Source organism: Paracoccus sp. (in: a-proteobacteria) (assembly GCF_039808215.1).
Classification (GTDB): domain Bacteria; phylum Pseudomonadota; class Alphaproteobacteria; order Rhodobacterales; family Rhodobacteraceae; genus Paracoccus.
Genome location: NZ_JBDHSP010000075.1, coordinates 1 through 14157 on the forward strand (window position 1 = coordinate 1; position 14157 = coordinate 14157).

Sequence of the window (14157 nt, forward strand, 5' to 3'; positions counted from 1 at the left end):
GGCGCGCCGTTCGGTCCCGGCCAGACGCTGGCGATCCGCATCTACCAGCTCTCAAACCGCCTCGGCCGCGGCACGCCTGCGTCCGTCACGCTGCAGTTCTGATCCCAACCTGCGGGAACCCCCATGTCCGACACCACCACCCATCTGGGCCTGCCCTACCTGCTGGCCGCGCAGGCGCAGAAGCATGTCACCCACAACGAGGCGCTGCGACTGCTCGACGCCATGGTGCAGCTATCCGTCCTCGACCGCACGCGCACCGCGCCACCTGCAATCCCCGCCGATGGTGACCGGCATCTTGTTGCCACCGGCGCCACCGGCGATTGGGCCGGGTGGGATCTGAACATCGCCTTCTGGGTGGACGGGGCATGGATCCGCCTCGTGCCTCGCACCGGCTGGCTGGTCTGGGTCGCCGCCGAGGGGCTGTTCCTCGTCTGGACCGGCAGCGCTTGGGAGGTGGTCGGCGAACCGCGCGACGTCTCGGACGCGGTGTTCAGCCTGGTGAACGACGCCGATCCCACGAAAAAGGCGACCTTCTCGCTGGCGGGGATCAGCGCAGGGACCACCCGCAGCTTCACGCTGCCGAACACCTCGTCGGAACTGGCGATCCTCGCAGGCACGCAGACCTTCACCGGCAACAAGACCTTCTCCGGTACGCTGACAGCCTCGGGCACCGTCACCGTCTCGGCGGCCTCGGCAAGCATTGGCACGGCAACGACCACTGCCACCTACGGCATGGGGACCGGCGCCACGACGACCGGCGTCACCAAGACCGTGAACCTCGGCACCGGCGGCGCCTCCGGATCGACCACAGTCGTCAACATTGGCTCGGCCACGGCTGGCGCGGGCGGCACGACGGTGGTCAACACGCCGACCGTCACCTTCGGCAATGCCGTGACGCAGGTCGGCATGCCGCAGGCAAACCTGACCGCCCAGCTGATGGGCCTCGGCGGGGCGACAGCCGACAGCTACAACCGGCTGTCAGTCAACACGCCCGCCGTGCTGCTGAACAACGCGGGCGCGGGCATCGAGGCGACCGTCAACAAGGCCGCCCCGGCGAACGACGCGGCCTTCGCCTTCAAGACCGGGTTTTCCACCCGCGCGCTGATCGGACTTCTCGGCAGTGACGACTTCAGCTTCAAGGTCAGCCCGGACGGCTCGGCCTTCTACGAGGCCATCAGGATCGACCGCACCAGCGGCCAGGTGGAACTGCCGCAGCCCACGATCCTGCCCGGCCTCAGTGCGGCGCCGACCCCGCCACCCGCAGGCAAAGCTGCTCTCTACGCCCGCAACCGGGCCGGAGCGCCGTGGATCGACGTCATGCGCCCCTCCGGACGCGACTTCCCGTTGCAGCCGCATTTCGGGGTCAATCGCATCGCCAGCTGGTCGCCCTCGAGCGGCGGCACCATCAACACCGAGGGCCTGCCGATCACCTCGGTCGGTACCGTCTCGCATCCGACGCTCGCCGCCACGAACCTGGCAGCCTCCATGCGGCGCTGGCGGTTGACCTCGGCGGCGGTGGTGGATTCGGTCTCCGACCAGCGCTCCGCAGGCTGGGCCTGCTGGCGCGGAAACGCGGCCGGCCTCGGCGGCTGGACCTTCGTCGCGCGGATTTCGCTGACGACGCTGCAGCCGACCGGCATGGGGTTCTTTGGCCTCTACGGATCCTCGGCCGCCCTCGCCACGACGCTGACTCTCGCCGCCGTGGTGAACTGCATCGGCATCGGCTTCCAGCGCGGCACGCACACCCGATGGCAACTGGTCGCGAACGATGGAACCGGGGCCCCGACGCTGACCGACATGGGGGCGAGTTTCGCCATTGCGACGGGTGGGGTGCTGACCCTGTTCATCGCAGCCCCGCCGAACGGCAGTTCCGTCTGGGTGCGCATCGCCGACGAAGTCTCCGGCGCGGTCTCCGAACAGGAGATCACCGCCGACCTGCCCGCCGCGACGCAGTTCCTGTCGCCGCGGCTGTTCCTGAACAACGGCGCCACGGCCGCCGCCGTCGCCTTCGACTGCGCCGGGGTCTATGTCGAGACGGACTTCTGATACGCCTTATGGAAATCCACCTCATGTCGATCCCGGGCCGGACGGCACTCCCGCGGGAAGCGCCAGACGCCTCGACCGGAGCGACACGTCCGGCCCGGAATCACGGATTCACAGATTCAAAGAGCGGCAGAGATTCGCTGCGCCGAAATGGTGGCACGGCAAAGCGGCATCTGTCCCGTGCGGCGATGGGCACAGTTTTGCCCGGTTGCTTGGAGTTTCGCCCCCACTGCGTTCGCTTACGCCATCCTCTGTTCGAGCCGAAGCTTGCGCTTTTCCCAGTCGGGTAGGACGCGGTCCAAGAGTTCGAAGAACTCTGGACCGTGGTGCGGCACCGCGATGTGGCAGAGCTCGTGTGTGATGACGTAGTCAATCGCATCAATCGGTGCCTCGATCAGACGTCGATTGAGCAGAAGGCGCGATGCTGGCGACATCGAGCCCCAACGCTGCCGCAGTTGCCGAACAATCAGGCTCTTGGGGCGAAAGTCGTCAGGCGAGGGGAAGCGCAGGAGATTGACCTCAAGTCGCTCGACGAACTTCACATGAGCGCGCTGTCGATACCAACCCTCGACAAGCTCGCGCGTGGCCTCGGTTCGCTCGGGCTTATGAGTCTGGACCACGATAAAGCCGCGAACGAGCTTCACGTTCGCCTGAACGTGGGGCACCAATTTCAATCGATACTGGCGTCCAAGGTAGAGATGGGTCTCGCCTGCCACATACTGGCGATCTGGGGTGCGCGGCAGGAACTGGACGAAATACCGCTGCTGGCGCCTGATCCACGCGGCGCGCTTGCGCACCTTCTCCTCGATAGCCGCCAGCGGAGCATCCTGTGGAGCAGCGACCACCACGGAGGCATCAGGCTCGACAGCGATTTCGAGCGTGGTCCGCTCACGGCGCACGATGGCGAAATCGATCCTGTGTTCACCGTAATCGACGCTGTGTCGCTCCGTTGTCATCCCGGAAACCGCGCCCGGGCCAGGTCCATGATCTTGAGTTCAAGATCGTCCATCACCTCGACCGGCAGGTCGAAGCCGCGCTCATCGCGCAGGACATCGAAGAAATAGTCGTCGATCGCATTGCGCATCTTGTTCTGGGCGAGGTCGTTGGACCAGACATCGACGATGTGGTGGGCCTTGATGATGTCAATGATGGTGATCGCGATAGCGGCTACCTCAGCGGCCGCGATCGGTTTGCCGGCGCCGGTCGCAAGCGCGCCTTCAAGGATCCCGAAAAACGCCTGCCCGTCGTCGTTGCCCTTGATCGCGTCCGGCACCTCGCGGCCCCGATCCTTGCGCGCGACCTTGCTCGCCAGATCTACCACGTTCTTGAGGTAATCCCGTTCGGAAATCCGTTTGGCCCGATAGTCGCGGATGGTCTCCTCCAGCAGTTCCGAGAAGCTGCGATAGAAGGTCGGATCCTCGTCCATCTTTTCGGTGATGGTCCGCCGCGTGGCGCTGGCGATCCGGTCCGCCCTTGAGGCTTCGGAAACCCCCGTTTCCTCGACCACCGCTTTCAGCGCGTCCGGGTCGTTGATGTTGACCATCTCGATGATCGTCTCGGCCGGCATGGCAACCACATGGTCGTCCAGCAGCTTCTGGATCTTCGGCTCGAACTCCTTGACGTCGACCGTTTCCTGATAGCGCAGCTGAACCGAGCGCCGCAGCTCGGAGAACTGCTTCCAGTCCCGCTTCATGGCGTCGATCTTCGCCTCGTCGAAGACGTCGAAGAGCTTGTCCGAAGACAGCGAGATATGGAGGCAGCGGCTGAACGCCTTCAGCCGTTCATAGAACTCCTGCCGGATCGCCTCATCGGCCAGGAACTGCTCGAACTGCTCCATGTCCTTCTTGTTCCTGACCGGCTTGAACAGGTCCCAGAGCTGATCGTGCAATTGCGGCAGCTTCCGGATTTCCTCGCGCACGTCGTGGACCGTGCCAGCCAGGTCGGCGGAGTCGAAGCCCTCGAAGGCGCTGTAGGTCGTCAGCGCGGTATCCAGCTCTCCCAGCAGTCCCTCATAGTCGATGATGAAGCCGAACTGCTTCTCGGTCGCGCCGTCTTCGTAGAGCCGGTTCACGCGGGCGATCGCCTGCAGCAGGTTATGTTCGCGCAGCGGTTTGCACACATAGAGCACGGTGTTGCGCGGCGCATCGAACCCGGTCAGCAGTTTCGAGACCACGATCAGGATCTCCGGATCGCCCGAGCCCTTGAACGCGTCGATGATCTGCCGGGTGTATTCATCCTCGGTCTTGTAGCGCGCCATCATCCGCGCCCAGAATCCGCGCACGAGGTCCTTCGATTCCTTGTCGACCTCCTCGTTGCCCTCGTTGTCATCGGGCGGCGATATGACGATTTCGCTGGTGACGTGCCCGATCTCGTCGAGCACCTCCTTGAAGCGGACGGCTGCCGCCTTGGACGGCGCCACAAGCTGCGCCTTGAATCCCGTGCCTTGCCAGTGCTGGCGGAAATGCTCCGAGATATCGAAGGCTTTCGCCTGGATCGCCTGGCCCGTCTTCGACAGCGCATCCATGCGCGAGAACTTGCGCTTCAGGTCGGCCTTCTGGCTGGGGGTCAAGGCCTCGCTGATCTTGTCGAACCACGTGTCGATCACGCCGCCATTGACCTGTTGTTCGACAAGCCGCCCCTCATAAAGCAGCGGCACAACGGCGCCGTCGGCGACAGCCTCGTCGATGGCGTATTTGTGGATCAGGCCGCCGAAGGTCGAGAGGGTGTTCTTCTCCTTCTTCAGCAGCGGCGTTCCGGTGAAACCGAGATAGCAAGCCTTCGGCAGCAACCGGCGCATCCGCGTGGCAAACTGGCTGTGACCGCCATAGCGGCCAGTCTGTGAACGATGGCTCTCGTCGACCAGGACGAAGACGTTGGCATCCTCGTCCACATCCTCGGCAGCTTTGGCGGCGGTATCGAACTTGTTGATGATGGTGGTCACCAGCGGTGTCCGGTTTCGGATCAGCTCGATCAGATGGGCGCCGCTGGTTGCCCGCACGGGCTCCAGTTCGCAGGACTTGAACGTGTCCTTGATCTGCTTGTCGAGGTCGTCGCGGTCGGTGACGATCAGGATGCGCGGATTGGGGATGGCCTTGTCGAGCGCGAGAGAGCGCCCCAGCATCACCATGGTCAGCGACTTGCCGGACCCTTGCGTGTGCCAGATCACGCCACCCTTGCGGCGGCCGTCCAGATAGAACTGGCAGACGCGTTCGACAGCCTTGCGGATCCCGAAGAACTGCTGGTGGCGCGCAACCTTGCGTGCGCCGCCATCGAAAACCGTGAAACGACGGATCAGGTCCAGCAGACGTTCCGGCCGGCACATCGCATGAAGCGCGCGGTCCTGCGCCGTGATCGCGCGCGGCCCCTCGGCGGCCAGGGCATCGAAATGGGCGCGCGCAAAGGCGAAGTCGCCCGAGAAGACCGCATCGGCCTCGCCCGCCGTCAGCGGGCGATTGGCCAGCGGATCAATGATCTCGTCGCGGTCTTCCTCGTCCCGCCATGTCTGCCAGAACTGCCGCGGCGTGCCCACTGTGGCGTAGCGCGCCTCGACACGGTTCATCACCATGAGGATCTGCGCGAAATGGAACAGCTGCGGGATGTTGTCTTCGTTCTGGTAGCCGATCAGCTGGCTACCGGCCTTTTTCAGGCTCTCGGTCGGCCGCTTGTTCTCGATCACCAGAAACGGGATGCCGTTCACATAGGCGACGATATCGCACCGCTTGGTCTGGGTGCTGGCCGTGCGCTCGACGGAGAGTTCGGCCGTCACATGATAGACGTTGTTCTCAGGCACCTCCCAATCGACATAGCGGAAGGAATAGGATTTCGAATCCCCCCGGATCGTCTTGGTGATGGTCGTGCCGAGGACGAGGGTTGGCGGGCAGGCCCACCACCGCGTCGAGCAGGTTCTCCTCGATCAGCGCCTGGCGGATGCGCCCCTCCGCCCCGCCGCGGAACAGCACGCCATGCGGGACGATGACGGCCACCCGGCCGCTCTGGCGCTTGGCGATCTCGATCATGTGCGTGATGAAGCCATAGTCACCCTTGGACTTCGGCGGGATGCCGCGCCAGAAACGCTTGAACTGGTCGGTGTCCGTGTTCTCCGCCCCCCATTTGTCGAGGCTGAACGGCGGATTGGCCACCACCACGTCGAATTTCATCAGGTGATCGCCCTCGACCAGCGCCGGGCTGTTGAGCGTGTCGCACCACTCGATGCGCGCGGCGTCCTTGGCGTGGAGAGCCTATCACCGCGGCGGGGATCGAGATCATCGGCGCCGGCACCCTTGCCGATGCGGGTCCCCCGTCGCGCCGCGATGACGGCACGGCGGTCGTGCTTGCTGCGCTCGCCGAACTCGAGGCCGAGGCGGGGCCGGGATGTGCAGGCTTCACCTCCAGCGAAATCGCCGTGCGATGTGCAGCGAGCTTCAAACCGGATTCGAAGTCCGACTCTCGCGCCAAGGCGGTGCGCGGCGTGCTGAAACAGGCCCACGAAGAATTCCCGCCGCGCGTGGCGCTGAACGGAAGCCGCTACACGACCGCAACTGCTGCCGGTCAGGAAGGCTGAGGGAGGGCTGACGGAAGGCGGACGGATGAAAGGTCGTAAGACCTTTCCCATCCGTCCGCCTTCCGTCAGCCTCCTCACGCGCGATGCCGGCCGCGGCAGGCGTGGTTTCCGAACGGCCCTGACCGAAAACCCTAAACCCTCATCCCGGTCAGCAGCGCCTCGGCCTGTGCCAGAACGCCCTGAACGGCAGCATCCTCGAGATCGGGTGGGTAGCCATATCTGCGCAGGATGCGTTTGACGAGAACACGCAGCCGGGCACGGGCGCTTTCGCGATGCGCCCAGTCGACGCTGACATTGGCGCGAAGGGATTTCAAAAGCTCGGCCGCGATCAGTTTCAACTCATCATTGCCCAGGACCTCGACCGCGCTCTCATTGTCGGCCAGGGCGTCGTAGAAGGCGATTTCCTCGGGTGAGAGGCCGGTTTCCTCGCCGCGCGCCCGGGCCGCCTGCAGATCGTGGGCCAGCCCGATCAACTCCTGGATCACCTCGACCGTGCTGATGGCATTGGTGTGATAGCGGGCGATCGCGTCCTGCAGGCGCTCGGAAAAGCGGCGGCTTTCGACCACATTCGAGCGCGACCGCGACCGGATGTCGTCGTCGAGCAGCTTGCGCAGGGCCTCGAGCGCGAGGTTCTTCTGCGGCATCCGGGCGATCTCGGTCAGGAACGCATCCGACAGGATCGAGATATCCGGCGTCTCAAGCCCGGCCGCGGCCAGAATATCGACGATCCCGGTCGGGGCCACCGCGCCATCGACGATCTGGCGGATGGCAAGGTCGCGATCCGCGCCCGAGCCGGCAGCCGTGCCCGGTTTGACCATTGCCGCGCGCAGATACTGGAAAAAGGCGACCTCTTCACGCACCCCGCGCGCCGCATCGCTGGCGGCAGTCAGCGCGAATGCCTTGGACAGCGCCAGCACCGCATCGGGGAAACGCCGATGCGCGGCCTTCTTCGCCTCCTCGGCTGTCTCCCTTTGCGCCCATTCGTCGGCGCGGCCGAGGATGAAATCGAGCGCCGCCGCCAATGCCGCCAGCCGCTCCTGCGGCGTGCCGCCGATACCCTTGCCATAGTCGTGGCCGGCAAACATCGCCTGCACGACATCAAGCTTTTCGAGCAGCACCGCGACGGCCTCGGCCTCGTCGATGCCGGTCTGGTCGCGGTCGCTGTTCGAATACTGGCCGAGCGCCGCCTTCAGGTTCTGGGCGATGCCGATATAGTCGACCACCAGCCCGGCGGGCTTGTCGCGAAACACCCGGTTGACGCGGGCGATGGCCTGCATCAGCCCGTGCCCGCGCATCGGCTTGTCGATATACATCGTGTGCATCGAGGGGGAATCGAACCCGGTCAGCCACATATCGCGCACGATGACCAGTTTCAGCGGATCATCGGGGTCCTTCGCCCGCCGCGCCAGCAGGTCGCGCCGCGCCTTGCCGCCGATATGGGGCTGCCATCCGGCCGGGTCGCTGGCCGAGCCGGTCATCACCACCTTGACCGTGCCAGCAGCGTCGTCGTCCGAATGCCAGTCGGGGCGCAGCGCGATGATGTGGTCGTAAAGCTCGACGCAGATGTGCCGGCTCATACAGACGACCATCGCCTTGCCGTCCATCGCCTCGAGGCGGGCCTCGAGATGCGCGACCAGATCCCCGGCCACCATCGCCAGGCGTCTGTCTGCGCCGACCAGGGCTTCGACCTGCGACCAGCGGCGTTTCAGGCGCTCGGCCTCGCTGCCTTCCTCGTCGCCCATCAACTCCTCGATCTCGGCGTCGATCTTCGGGCGCGCCTCTTCCGGCAGTTCGATCCGGGCGAGGCGGGACTCATAATAGATCGGCACCGTGGCGCCATCCTCGACCGCGCGGCTGATGTCGTAGATGTCGATGTAATGACCGAATACCGCCGGTGTGTTTACATCCTCGGCCTCGATCGGGGTGCCGGTAAAGCCGATGAAGGAGGCGCCGGGCAGCGCATCGCGCAGATGCTTGGCAAAGCCATAGCCGACCTCGCCGGTCTTGCGGTCGATCTGCGCCCGAAACCCGTATTGGCTGCGATGCGCTTCGTCGGCGATGACCACGACATTGCGCCGCTCGGTCAGCATCGGGAAAGCCTCGCCCTTTTCAGGGGCGAATTTCTGGATGGTGGTAAAGATCACCCCGCCCGAGACCCGCGACAGCGCGCGCCGCAGATCCTCGCGGCTTTCGGCCTGCTCCGGGGTCTGGCGGATCAGGTCGCGGCACATTGAAAATGTGCCGAACAGCTGGTCGTCCAGATCGTTGCGGTCGGTGATGACGACGATGGTGGGGTTTTCCATCTCGGGCGCGCGCACCAGCTGCCCGGCATAAAACGCCATCAGCAGGCTTTTGCCCGAGCCTTGCGTGTGCCAGATCACCCCGGCCCGGCGGTCGCCCTGCGCGCGGCTGGCCTCAATCGTGCTGGCCAGCGCCTTTCGGGTGGCGTGGAACTGGTGATAGCCGGCGACGATCTTGACGAGACCGCTGCCGGTATCGCCGAAGACGGTGAATTCGCGCATCAGGGGCAGCAGGCGTTCGGGCGCGCAGACGCCCTCGATCAGCACCGCCATTTCGGGCGCGGCTCTGGGCGCCACCTCGGCGCCATCGGTGGTGCGCCAATGCATAAAGCGTTCGATATCGGCGGTGAGCGAGCCGACCCGTGCCGCGATCCCGTCGGTGGTGATCAACACCGCATTGCTGCGAAACAGCGCGGGGATCTCGCGCTTGTAGGTCTGCAACTGGTTGAAGGCCGCCGTCAGCGTCGCCGCCTCGGCGCCGGGCTTCTTGACCTCGATCACCGCGACCGGCAGGCCGTTGAGGAACAGCACCACATCGGGCCGGCGGCGATGCCCGCCCTCGATGACGGTGAATTGCGCGATCGCCAGCCAGTCGTTGCCATCAGCCGCACCGATCAGTTGCAGCCGGTCGCCGCGAATGCTGCCATCCTCCGCGCGGTATTCGACGGCCAGCCCTTCGACCATCGCCCGATGCAGGCGCCGGTTTTCCTCGATCAGCGCGGGCGATTCACTGGCCAGCACCCGGCGCAACCCATCCTCGCGCACATCCTCGGGCAGATGCGGGTTCAGCCGCGCAATCGCCGCCCGCAGCCGCCCGGTCAGGATCACATCGCCGTAAGCCGCGCGCTCGGGCGCGTTCCCGTCCGGCCCCGAGACCGACTCGGCCAGCACCTGAAACCCCAGCCCGGCAAGCTGCTCAAGCAGCAGAGCCTCGACCTCGGCCTCGCTCAGCATCGCTCATCTCCGGGTTTGTCGCTCACTTGTGCGATACAAACCGCGTTATGACTCACTTTGGCGCAAAAACTACCACACAAACCGGCTTGCTGCGTATGGATGATCATCAAAATGCCTCCCGCCCCTCGCAGATGTTCAAAAGCTCCGGGAAGGACAGCACTGCCGGTCGCCGGCCACTTGCCGGGCGCATCTCGCGCAACAGGCCATTGTCGCGCACCAGTTGCAGGATGCGTCGTGCCGTGGGGGCGGGGATGTCCGATTGCGCGACGAAGTCCGAGGCCACGAAAATCGGACGCGAAAAGAACCAGTCCAGCGCGCGCGTGCCGTATTGCGAGCGCGTGGCCTCGACCATCCAGTCCTTGCGGGCGGTATAGAGGGCGTGGATCGCCTGCGCCTTCTGCTGGTTCGTCGCCGCTTGCGCGATGATCGCGCGCAGGAAGAACCTGCACCAGCCGGTCCAGTCGTCATCGCGCGAAATCGCCAGCAGGCGTTCGTAATATTCGTCGCGATGGCTTTCCAGATAATCGGAGAGGTAGAAATTCGGGGCCGACAGCAACCCCTTGGCCTTCAGAAACAGCGGAATGAACAACCGCCCCAACCGGCCATTGCCATCGAGGAAAGGGTGGATGGCCTCGAACTCGGCGTGCAGGATCGCAAGCTGGATCAGCACATCGGGGGCGTCGGCGTGGATATGGGCCTCCCAGGCGGACATGGCGGCGGGCAGATGCACAACCGGGCAGGTGATGAAGCGCGCATCCTTTTCCAGACAGCCCGCCGGCCCGATCCAGTTCTGGATGCGCCGGTATTCCCCCGGCGCCTTGCCGTGCCCGCGCACGCCCTGCATCAGGCGCGCATGGGTCAGCCGCATCAGCCGCTGCGACAGCGGCAGTTCACCCAGCAGATGCGAGGCCTCGGCCAGTGCCGCGCGATAGTTCAGCACCTCGTGGATATCGGCCTTCTTGGGCGTGCTTTCATCGCCGGGCTCGCCCTCGGCCTCGAATTCCAGAACCTCGCCAAAGGTGGCTTGCGTGCCTTCAATGCGGCTCGACAGCACCGCTTCCTGCGTGGTCAGGGGCGAGAGCAGCACATTCGGGTTCGGGATGCCGTGCAGCACGCCCTCATAGCGGGCCACGGCGGCATTGGCCGGCCCGATCAGCGGCAGCAGCTGCGGCCAGTCGAGATCACCGGGAGGGAACCGCCCCGGATGGTAGGGAACCGCCATCAGATTACCTCCTCGACCTGTTCCCCGGCCTCGCGCAGCCGCCATTCGCCTGACATCAGGCGCGGCAGCAGCAGGTCGCGGGTGCGGGCGAGGGTGCGGGATTCGAGAATATTTGCGCGGATACGGTCGAGCATTGGTGCCACCAGCCCGTCAAAAGCCTCCGCGACCGCGACGGGCGGCACGGCAACCGGATATTTCGACATGATCCGCCAGCTTGTGCGCGGCATCTTCGTTCCGGTCGAGGTCTTGTCCGTATAGGCTACGAAATCTGCACCCGAGATACAGGCGATGACGAAACCGCGCCATGCCGGGGCAGACGGGCGCACAACGACAATATCGGTCGAGCAGATACCTGCAACCGGGGCGATTCCCACCTTGTGAAAATAAGGGCGCAGCTTTCCGAACAGAAAATCCCCGGCGGAAAAAGCGGTCTTGTTGCTTGAAACCTTGGCGGCGCCGTCCCAGTCGGCAAGTGCGATGGAGCCGCGCGGCATGTGTTCAAGTCCGATATAAGGCGTGGCGTCATCGACGGCCGCAGGATCGACGCCATCATTGCGCGCCGTGGCGATTTCGCCAAGCGTTCCCATCTCCCACCCTTCGGGGATGCCGTTTTCATCGAGGCGGGCGGGGAAGAGGGGCCAGAGATCGGGGGCTCTCCGGCCTGTCTGGCGCGGGTGGGGCCGAAATCCACGAACCAGTCGCGAAACAGCGCCCGCGCCATCGCCTCAAGCGTCGCATTCATCCGCCGGTTCAGCGCGATCTTGTCATCCAGAGCCCCAAGCACCGAAGCAATCGCCCGCTGCTCGGGAAGGGGGATAGCAGGGATGGGCAATCCCCGTATAGTAGGCATGTTTAGCCGTTCTGCAACTGTCCCGTCCCGAAAGCCCATGATGTGCCGATGAAGCACCGGAGAGTTGAGCCAGAAGCGCAGAAAGCGTGTATCCGCCTCGTCCGCTGGCCGGATCAGGACCATTCGTTGCCCAAGGCAAACCCGGATATTGGGGGGCACTTCGGCAGCTAACCCGAAATAGGTCCCCTCCCTGCTATACAGAATATCACCGTAGCGAGGCTCCGCGCGTGCGATACGCTCTTGGTAGGTTGCTTCACTGACCCGCCCGGCCTCCTCGGTGCGAAAGGCGCCTGTTCGGACATCCTGCGACCGAACGACATAAGGCCCCGCCTCAACGATCTCGGGCGTGGTATGTGGGCAGTCAAAGACTCCATCACACAAGTCGTCGAGACGCGCCCAATTGCGGACCACTGGCCAGTTCTGGGCTTCGAGTGGTGGAAAGACCGGCTTCGGGGCCTCCCTCACAACCCCACCCCCGCCAGCCGCTCGCGGATGGTGGCGGTCATGGCCTCGGCTTCCGCAAACTGCGCCTCCAGTTCGGCCTCGAGGGCAGCGAAACGCTCGGCAAAGGGAGTGTCGTCGTCCTGAGTTTCCTCGGCGCCGACATAGCGGCCCGGGGTCAGCACGAAGCCGTGGGCGCGGATGTCCTCGATGCTGGCGGATTTGCAAAAACCCGGCACATCCTTGTAATCCCCGCCCTCGCGCCAGGCGTGGTAGGTATCCGCAATGCGGGCGATGTCCTCGGGCGAAAGCTCGCGTCGCGTGCGGTCGACCATATGGCCAAGGCGGCGGGCGTCGATGAACAGCACCTCGTCCCTGCGGTCGCGCAGCATCTTGTCGCGGGCGATGCCGTTCGATTTGTCGCGGGCCAGAAACCACAGGCAGGCCGGGATCTGCGTTGAATAGAACAACTGCCCCGGCAGCGCGATCATACAATCGACCACGCCGGGGGCGGTGCCGGTGCCCGCCACCATCGCGCGGCGGATCTCGCCCTCGCCGGATTGGGTCGAGGACATCGCGCCATTGGCCAGCACCACCCCCGCCGTGCCCGAGGGCGACAGGTGGTGCAGGATATGCTGCAACCAGGCGAAATTCGCATTGCCCACAGGCGGGATGCCATAGCGCCAGCGCGCGTCGTCGCGCAGCCGGTCCCCGCCCCAGTCCGAGATGTTGAAGGGCGGGTTGGCGAGGATGTAATCGGCGCGCAGGTCGGGCAGTTCGTCCTTGTGAAAGCTGCCCTCGGAATTCCAGCGGATGTCGGCGTCGATGCCGCGCACGGCGAGGTTCATCTTGGCCAGCCGCCAGGTGGTATAGTTCGATTCCTGCCCGTAGATGGCGATATCGCCGATGCGGCCGCTGTGATCCTGCACGAAGCGGTCGGACTGCACGAACATCCCGCCCGAGCCGCAGCAGGGGTCATAGACGCGGCCGCGGAAGGGCTCCAGCATCTCGACCATCAGGCGCACGATGGAGCGGGGGGTGTAGAACTCGCCACCCCGCTTGCCCTCGGAGCCGGCGAATTCCGACAGGAAGTATTCATAGACCCGGCCCAGCAGGTCGCGCCCCTTGCTGTCGTGCAGCGGGATGCCGGAGATGAGGTCGATCAGCTCGCCCAGCATCACGGGGCTGAGCGCGGGGCGGGCATAGTCCTTGGGCAGCACGCCCTTGAGCGACGCATTCTCGGCCTCGATCGCCATCATCGCGGCGTCGATGCGCTTGCCGATATCGGGTTGCCTGGCGTTGTCGCGCAGCGTGCCCCAGCGGGCGGCGGTCGGCACCCAGAAGACATTCTCGGCCAGGTATTCGTCGGGATCCTCGGCGCCCTCGGGGTATTCGACCAGCAGTTCGGCGTGCCTGGCCTCGAACCCGTCCGAGATATGCTTGAGGAAGATCAGCCCGAGCGCGATGTGCTTGTAGTCCGAGGGCTCCATATTGCCGCGCAGCTTGTCGGCGGCCTTGAAGAGCGTGTTTTCAAAGCCGAGATCGGCGCCTTCCGTCGATGTCATTGCAACCCGCCCATTTTTTCTGCTTCCGTCATAGCGCGGCAGGGTGATCACGACAACCAAAGCAGGACCATCGCGGCGCCCCACGCCGATTTTCCGCAAGTGGGACCTGTGGGCCGGCCTGTGAGGGAGGCGGGGCGTATCAATCCAGACAGAAGCCGGGGCTTTCGTTCCGGATGCTTGTCAGCCTGAGCACCTGTGCGCGGCGAGGGAGGTGGCGGGCG

Annotated in this window: 9 protein-coding genes; 2 read left to right on the forward strand and 7 right to left on the reverse strand. The window is 65.0% G+C overall.

Going from position 1 to position 14157, the window contains the following annotated elements; all coding sequences use genetic code 11:
* Positions 1–123: 123 nt before the first annotated feature.
* Complete coding sequence (locus tag WMK75_RS16150; protein ID WP_347268640.1) at positions 124–2046, forward strand: DUF2793 domain-containing protein; 1923 nt, start codon at positions 124–126, stop codon at positions 2044–2046.
* Between the two features lie 236 nt (positions 2047–2282).
* On the opposite strand, the gene WMK75_RS16155 is transcribed toward WMK75_RS16150, so the two are convergent.
* Genes WMK75_RS16155 through WMK75_RS16165 form a run of 3 tightly spaced genes read right to left on the reverse strand, consistent with a single transcriptional unit; the run spans position 2283 to position 6254 of the window.
* Positions 2283–2999 carry a SprT family zinc-dependent metalloprotease gene (locus tag WMK75_RS16155; protein ID WP_347268641.1) on the reverse strand — a complete coding sequence of 239 codons (717 nt, stop codon included), beginning with the start codon at positions 2997–2999 and terminating at the stop codon, positions 2283–2285.
* Positions 2996–5893, reverse strand: a complete 2898-nt coding sequence (locus WMK75_RS16160) for an HsdR family type I site-specific deoxyribonuclease (protein WP_347268647.1) — start codon at positions 5891–5893, stop codon at positions 2996–2998. The genes WMK75_RS16155 and WMK75_RS16160 overlap by 4 nt, the downstream gene beginning before the upstream one ends.
* Entirely contained in the window at positions 5826–6254 is a 429-nt protein-coding gene (locus WMK75_RS16165) for an N-6 DNA methylase (protein WP_347268648.1), read from the reverse strand. The genes WMK75_RS16160 and WMK75_RS16165 overlap by 68 nt, the downstream gene beginning before the upstream one ends.
* A 116-nt stretch (positions 6255–6370) precedes the next feature.
* Here WMK75_RS16165 and WMK75_RS16170 point away from each other — a divergent pair, with 116 nt between their 5' ends.
* Positions 6371–6604, forward strand: a complete 234-nt coding sequence (locus tag WMK75_RS16170) for a hypothetical protein (RefSeq protein ID WP_347268642.1) — start codon at positions 6371–6373, stop codon at positions 6602–6604.
* 131 nt (positions 6605–6735) lie between these two features.
* Here WMK75_RS16170 and WMK75_RS16175 read toward each other — a convergent pair whose 3' ends face one another.
* From WMK75_RS16175 to WMK75_RS16190, 4 genes are all read right to left on the reverse strand, one after another.
* Entirely contained in the window at positions 6736–9858 is a 3123-nt protein-coding gene (locus tag WMK75_RS16175; RefSeq protein WP_347268643.1) for a type I restriction endonuclease subunit R, read from the reverse strand.
* 106 nt (positions 9859–9964) lie between these two features.
* On the reverse strand, positions 9965–11080 hold the full coding sequence (locus tag WMK75_RS16180) for a Fic/DOC family N-terminal domain-containing protein (protein WP_347268644.1): 1116 nt from the start codon (positions 11078–11080) through the stop codon (positions 9965–9967).
* Positions 11080–11667, reverse strand: a complete 588-nt coding sequence (locus WMK75_RS16185) for a hypothetical protein (protein WP_347268645.1) — start codon at positions 11665–11667, stop codon at positions 11080–11082. The genes WMK75_RS16180 and WMK75_RS16185 overlap by 1 nt, the downstream gene beginning before the upstream one ends.
* A gap of 724 nt (positions 11668–12391) precedes the next feature.
* A complete protein-coding gene (locus WMK75_RS16190) occupies positions 12392–13936 on the reverse strand; it encodes a class I SAM-dependent DNA methyltransferase (RefSeq protein WP_347268646.1) in 1545 nt (514 codons plus the stop codon).
* Between the last annotated feature and the right edge of the window lie 221 nt (positions 13937–14157).

Excerpts from the sequence above, each read along its gene's own strand:
- WMK75_RS16190 (WP_347268646.1), bottom strand. The coding sequence starts at position 13,936 with ATGACATCGACGGAAGGCGCCGATCTCGGCTTTGAAAACACGCTCTTC.
- WMK75_RS16185 (WP_347268645.1), bottom strand. The coding sequence starts at position 11,667 with ATGGGAACGCTTGGCGAAATCGCCACGGCGCGCAATGATGGCGTCGAT.
- WMK75_RS16180 (WP_347268644.1), bottom strand. The coding sequence starts at position 11,080 with ATGGCGGTTCCCTACCATCCGGGGCGGTTCCCTCCCGGTGATCTCGAC.
- WMK75_RS16155 (WP_347268641.1), bottom strand. The coding sequence starts at position 2,999 with ATGACAACGGAGCGACACAGCGTCGATTACGGTGAACACAGGATCGAT.
- WMK75_RS16150 (WP_347268640.1), top strand. The coding sequence starts at position 124 with ATGTCCGACACCACCACCCATCTGGGCCTGCCCTACCTGCTGGCCGCG.
- WMK75_RS16175 (WP_347268643.1), bottom strand. The coding sequence starts at position 9,858 with ATGCTGAGCGAGGCCGAGGTCGAGGCTCTGCTGCTTGAGCAGCTTGCC.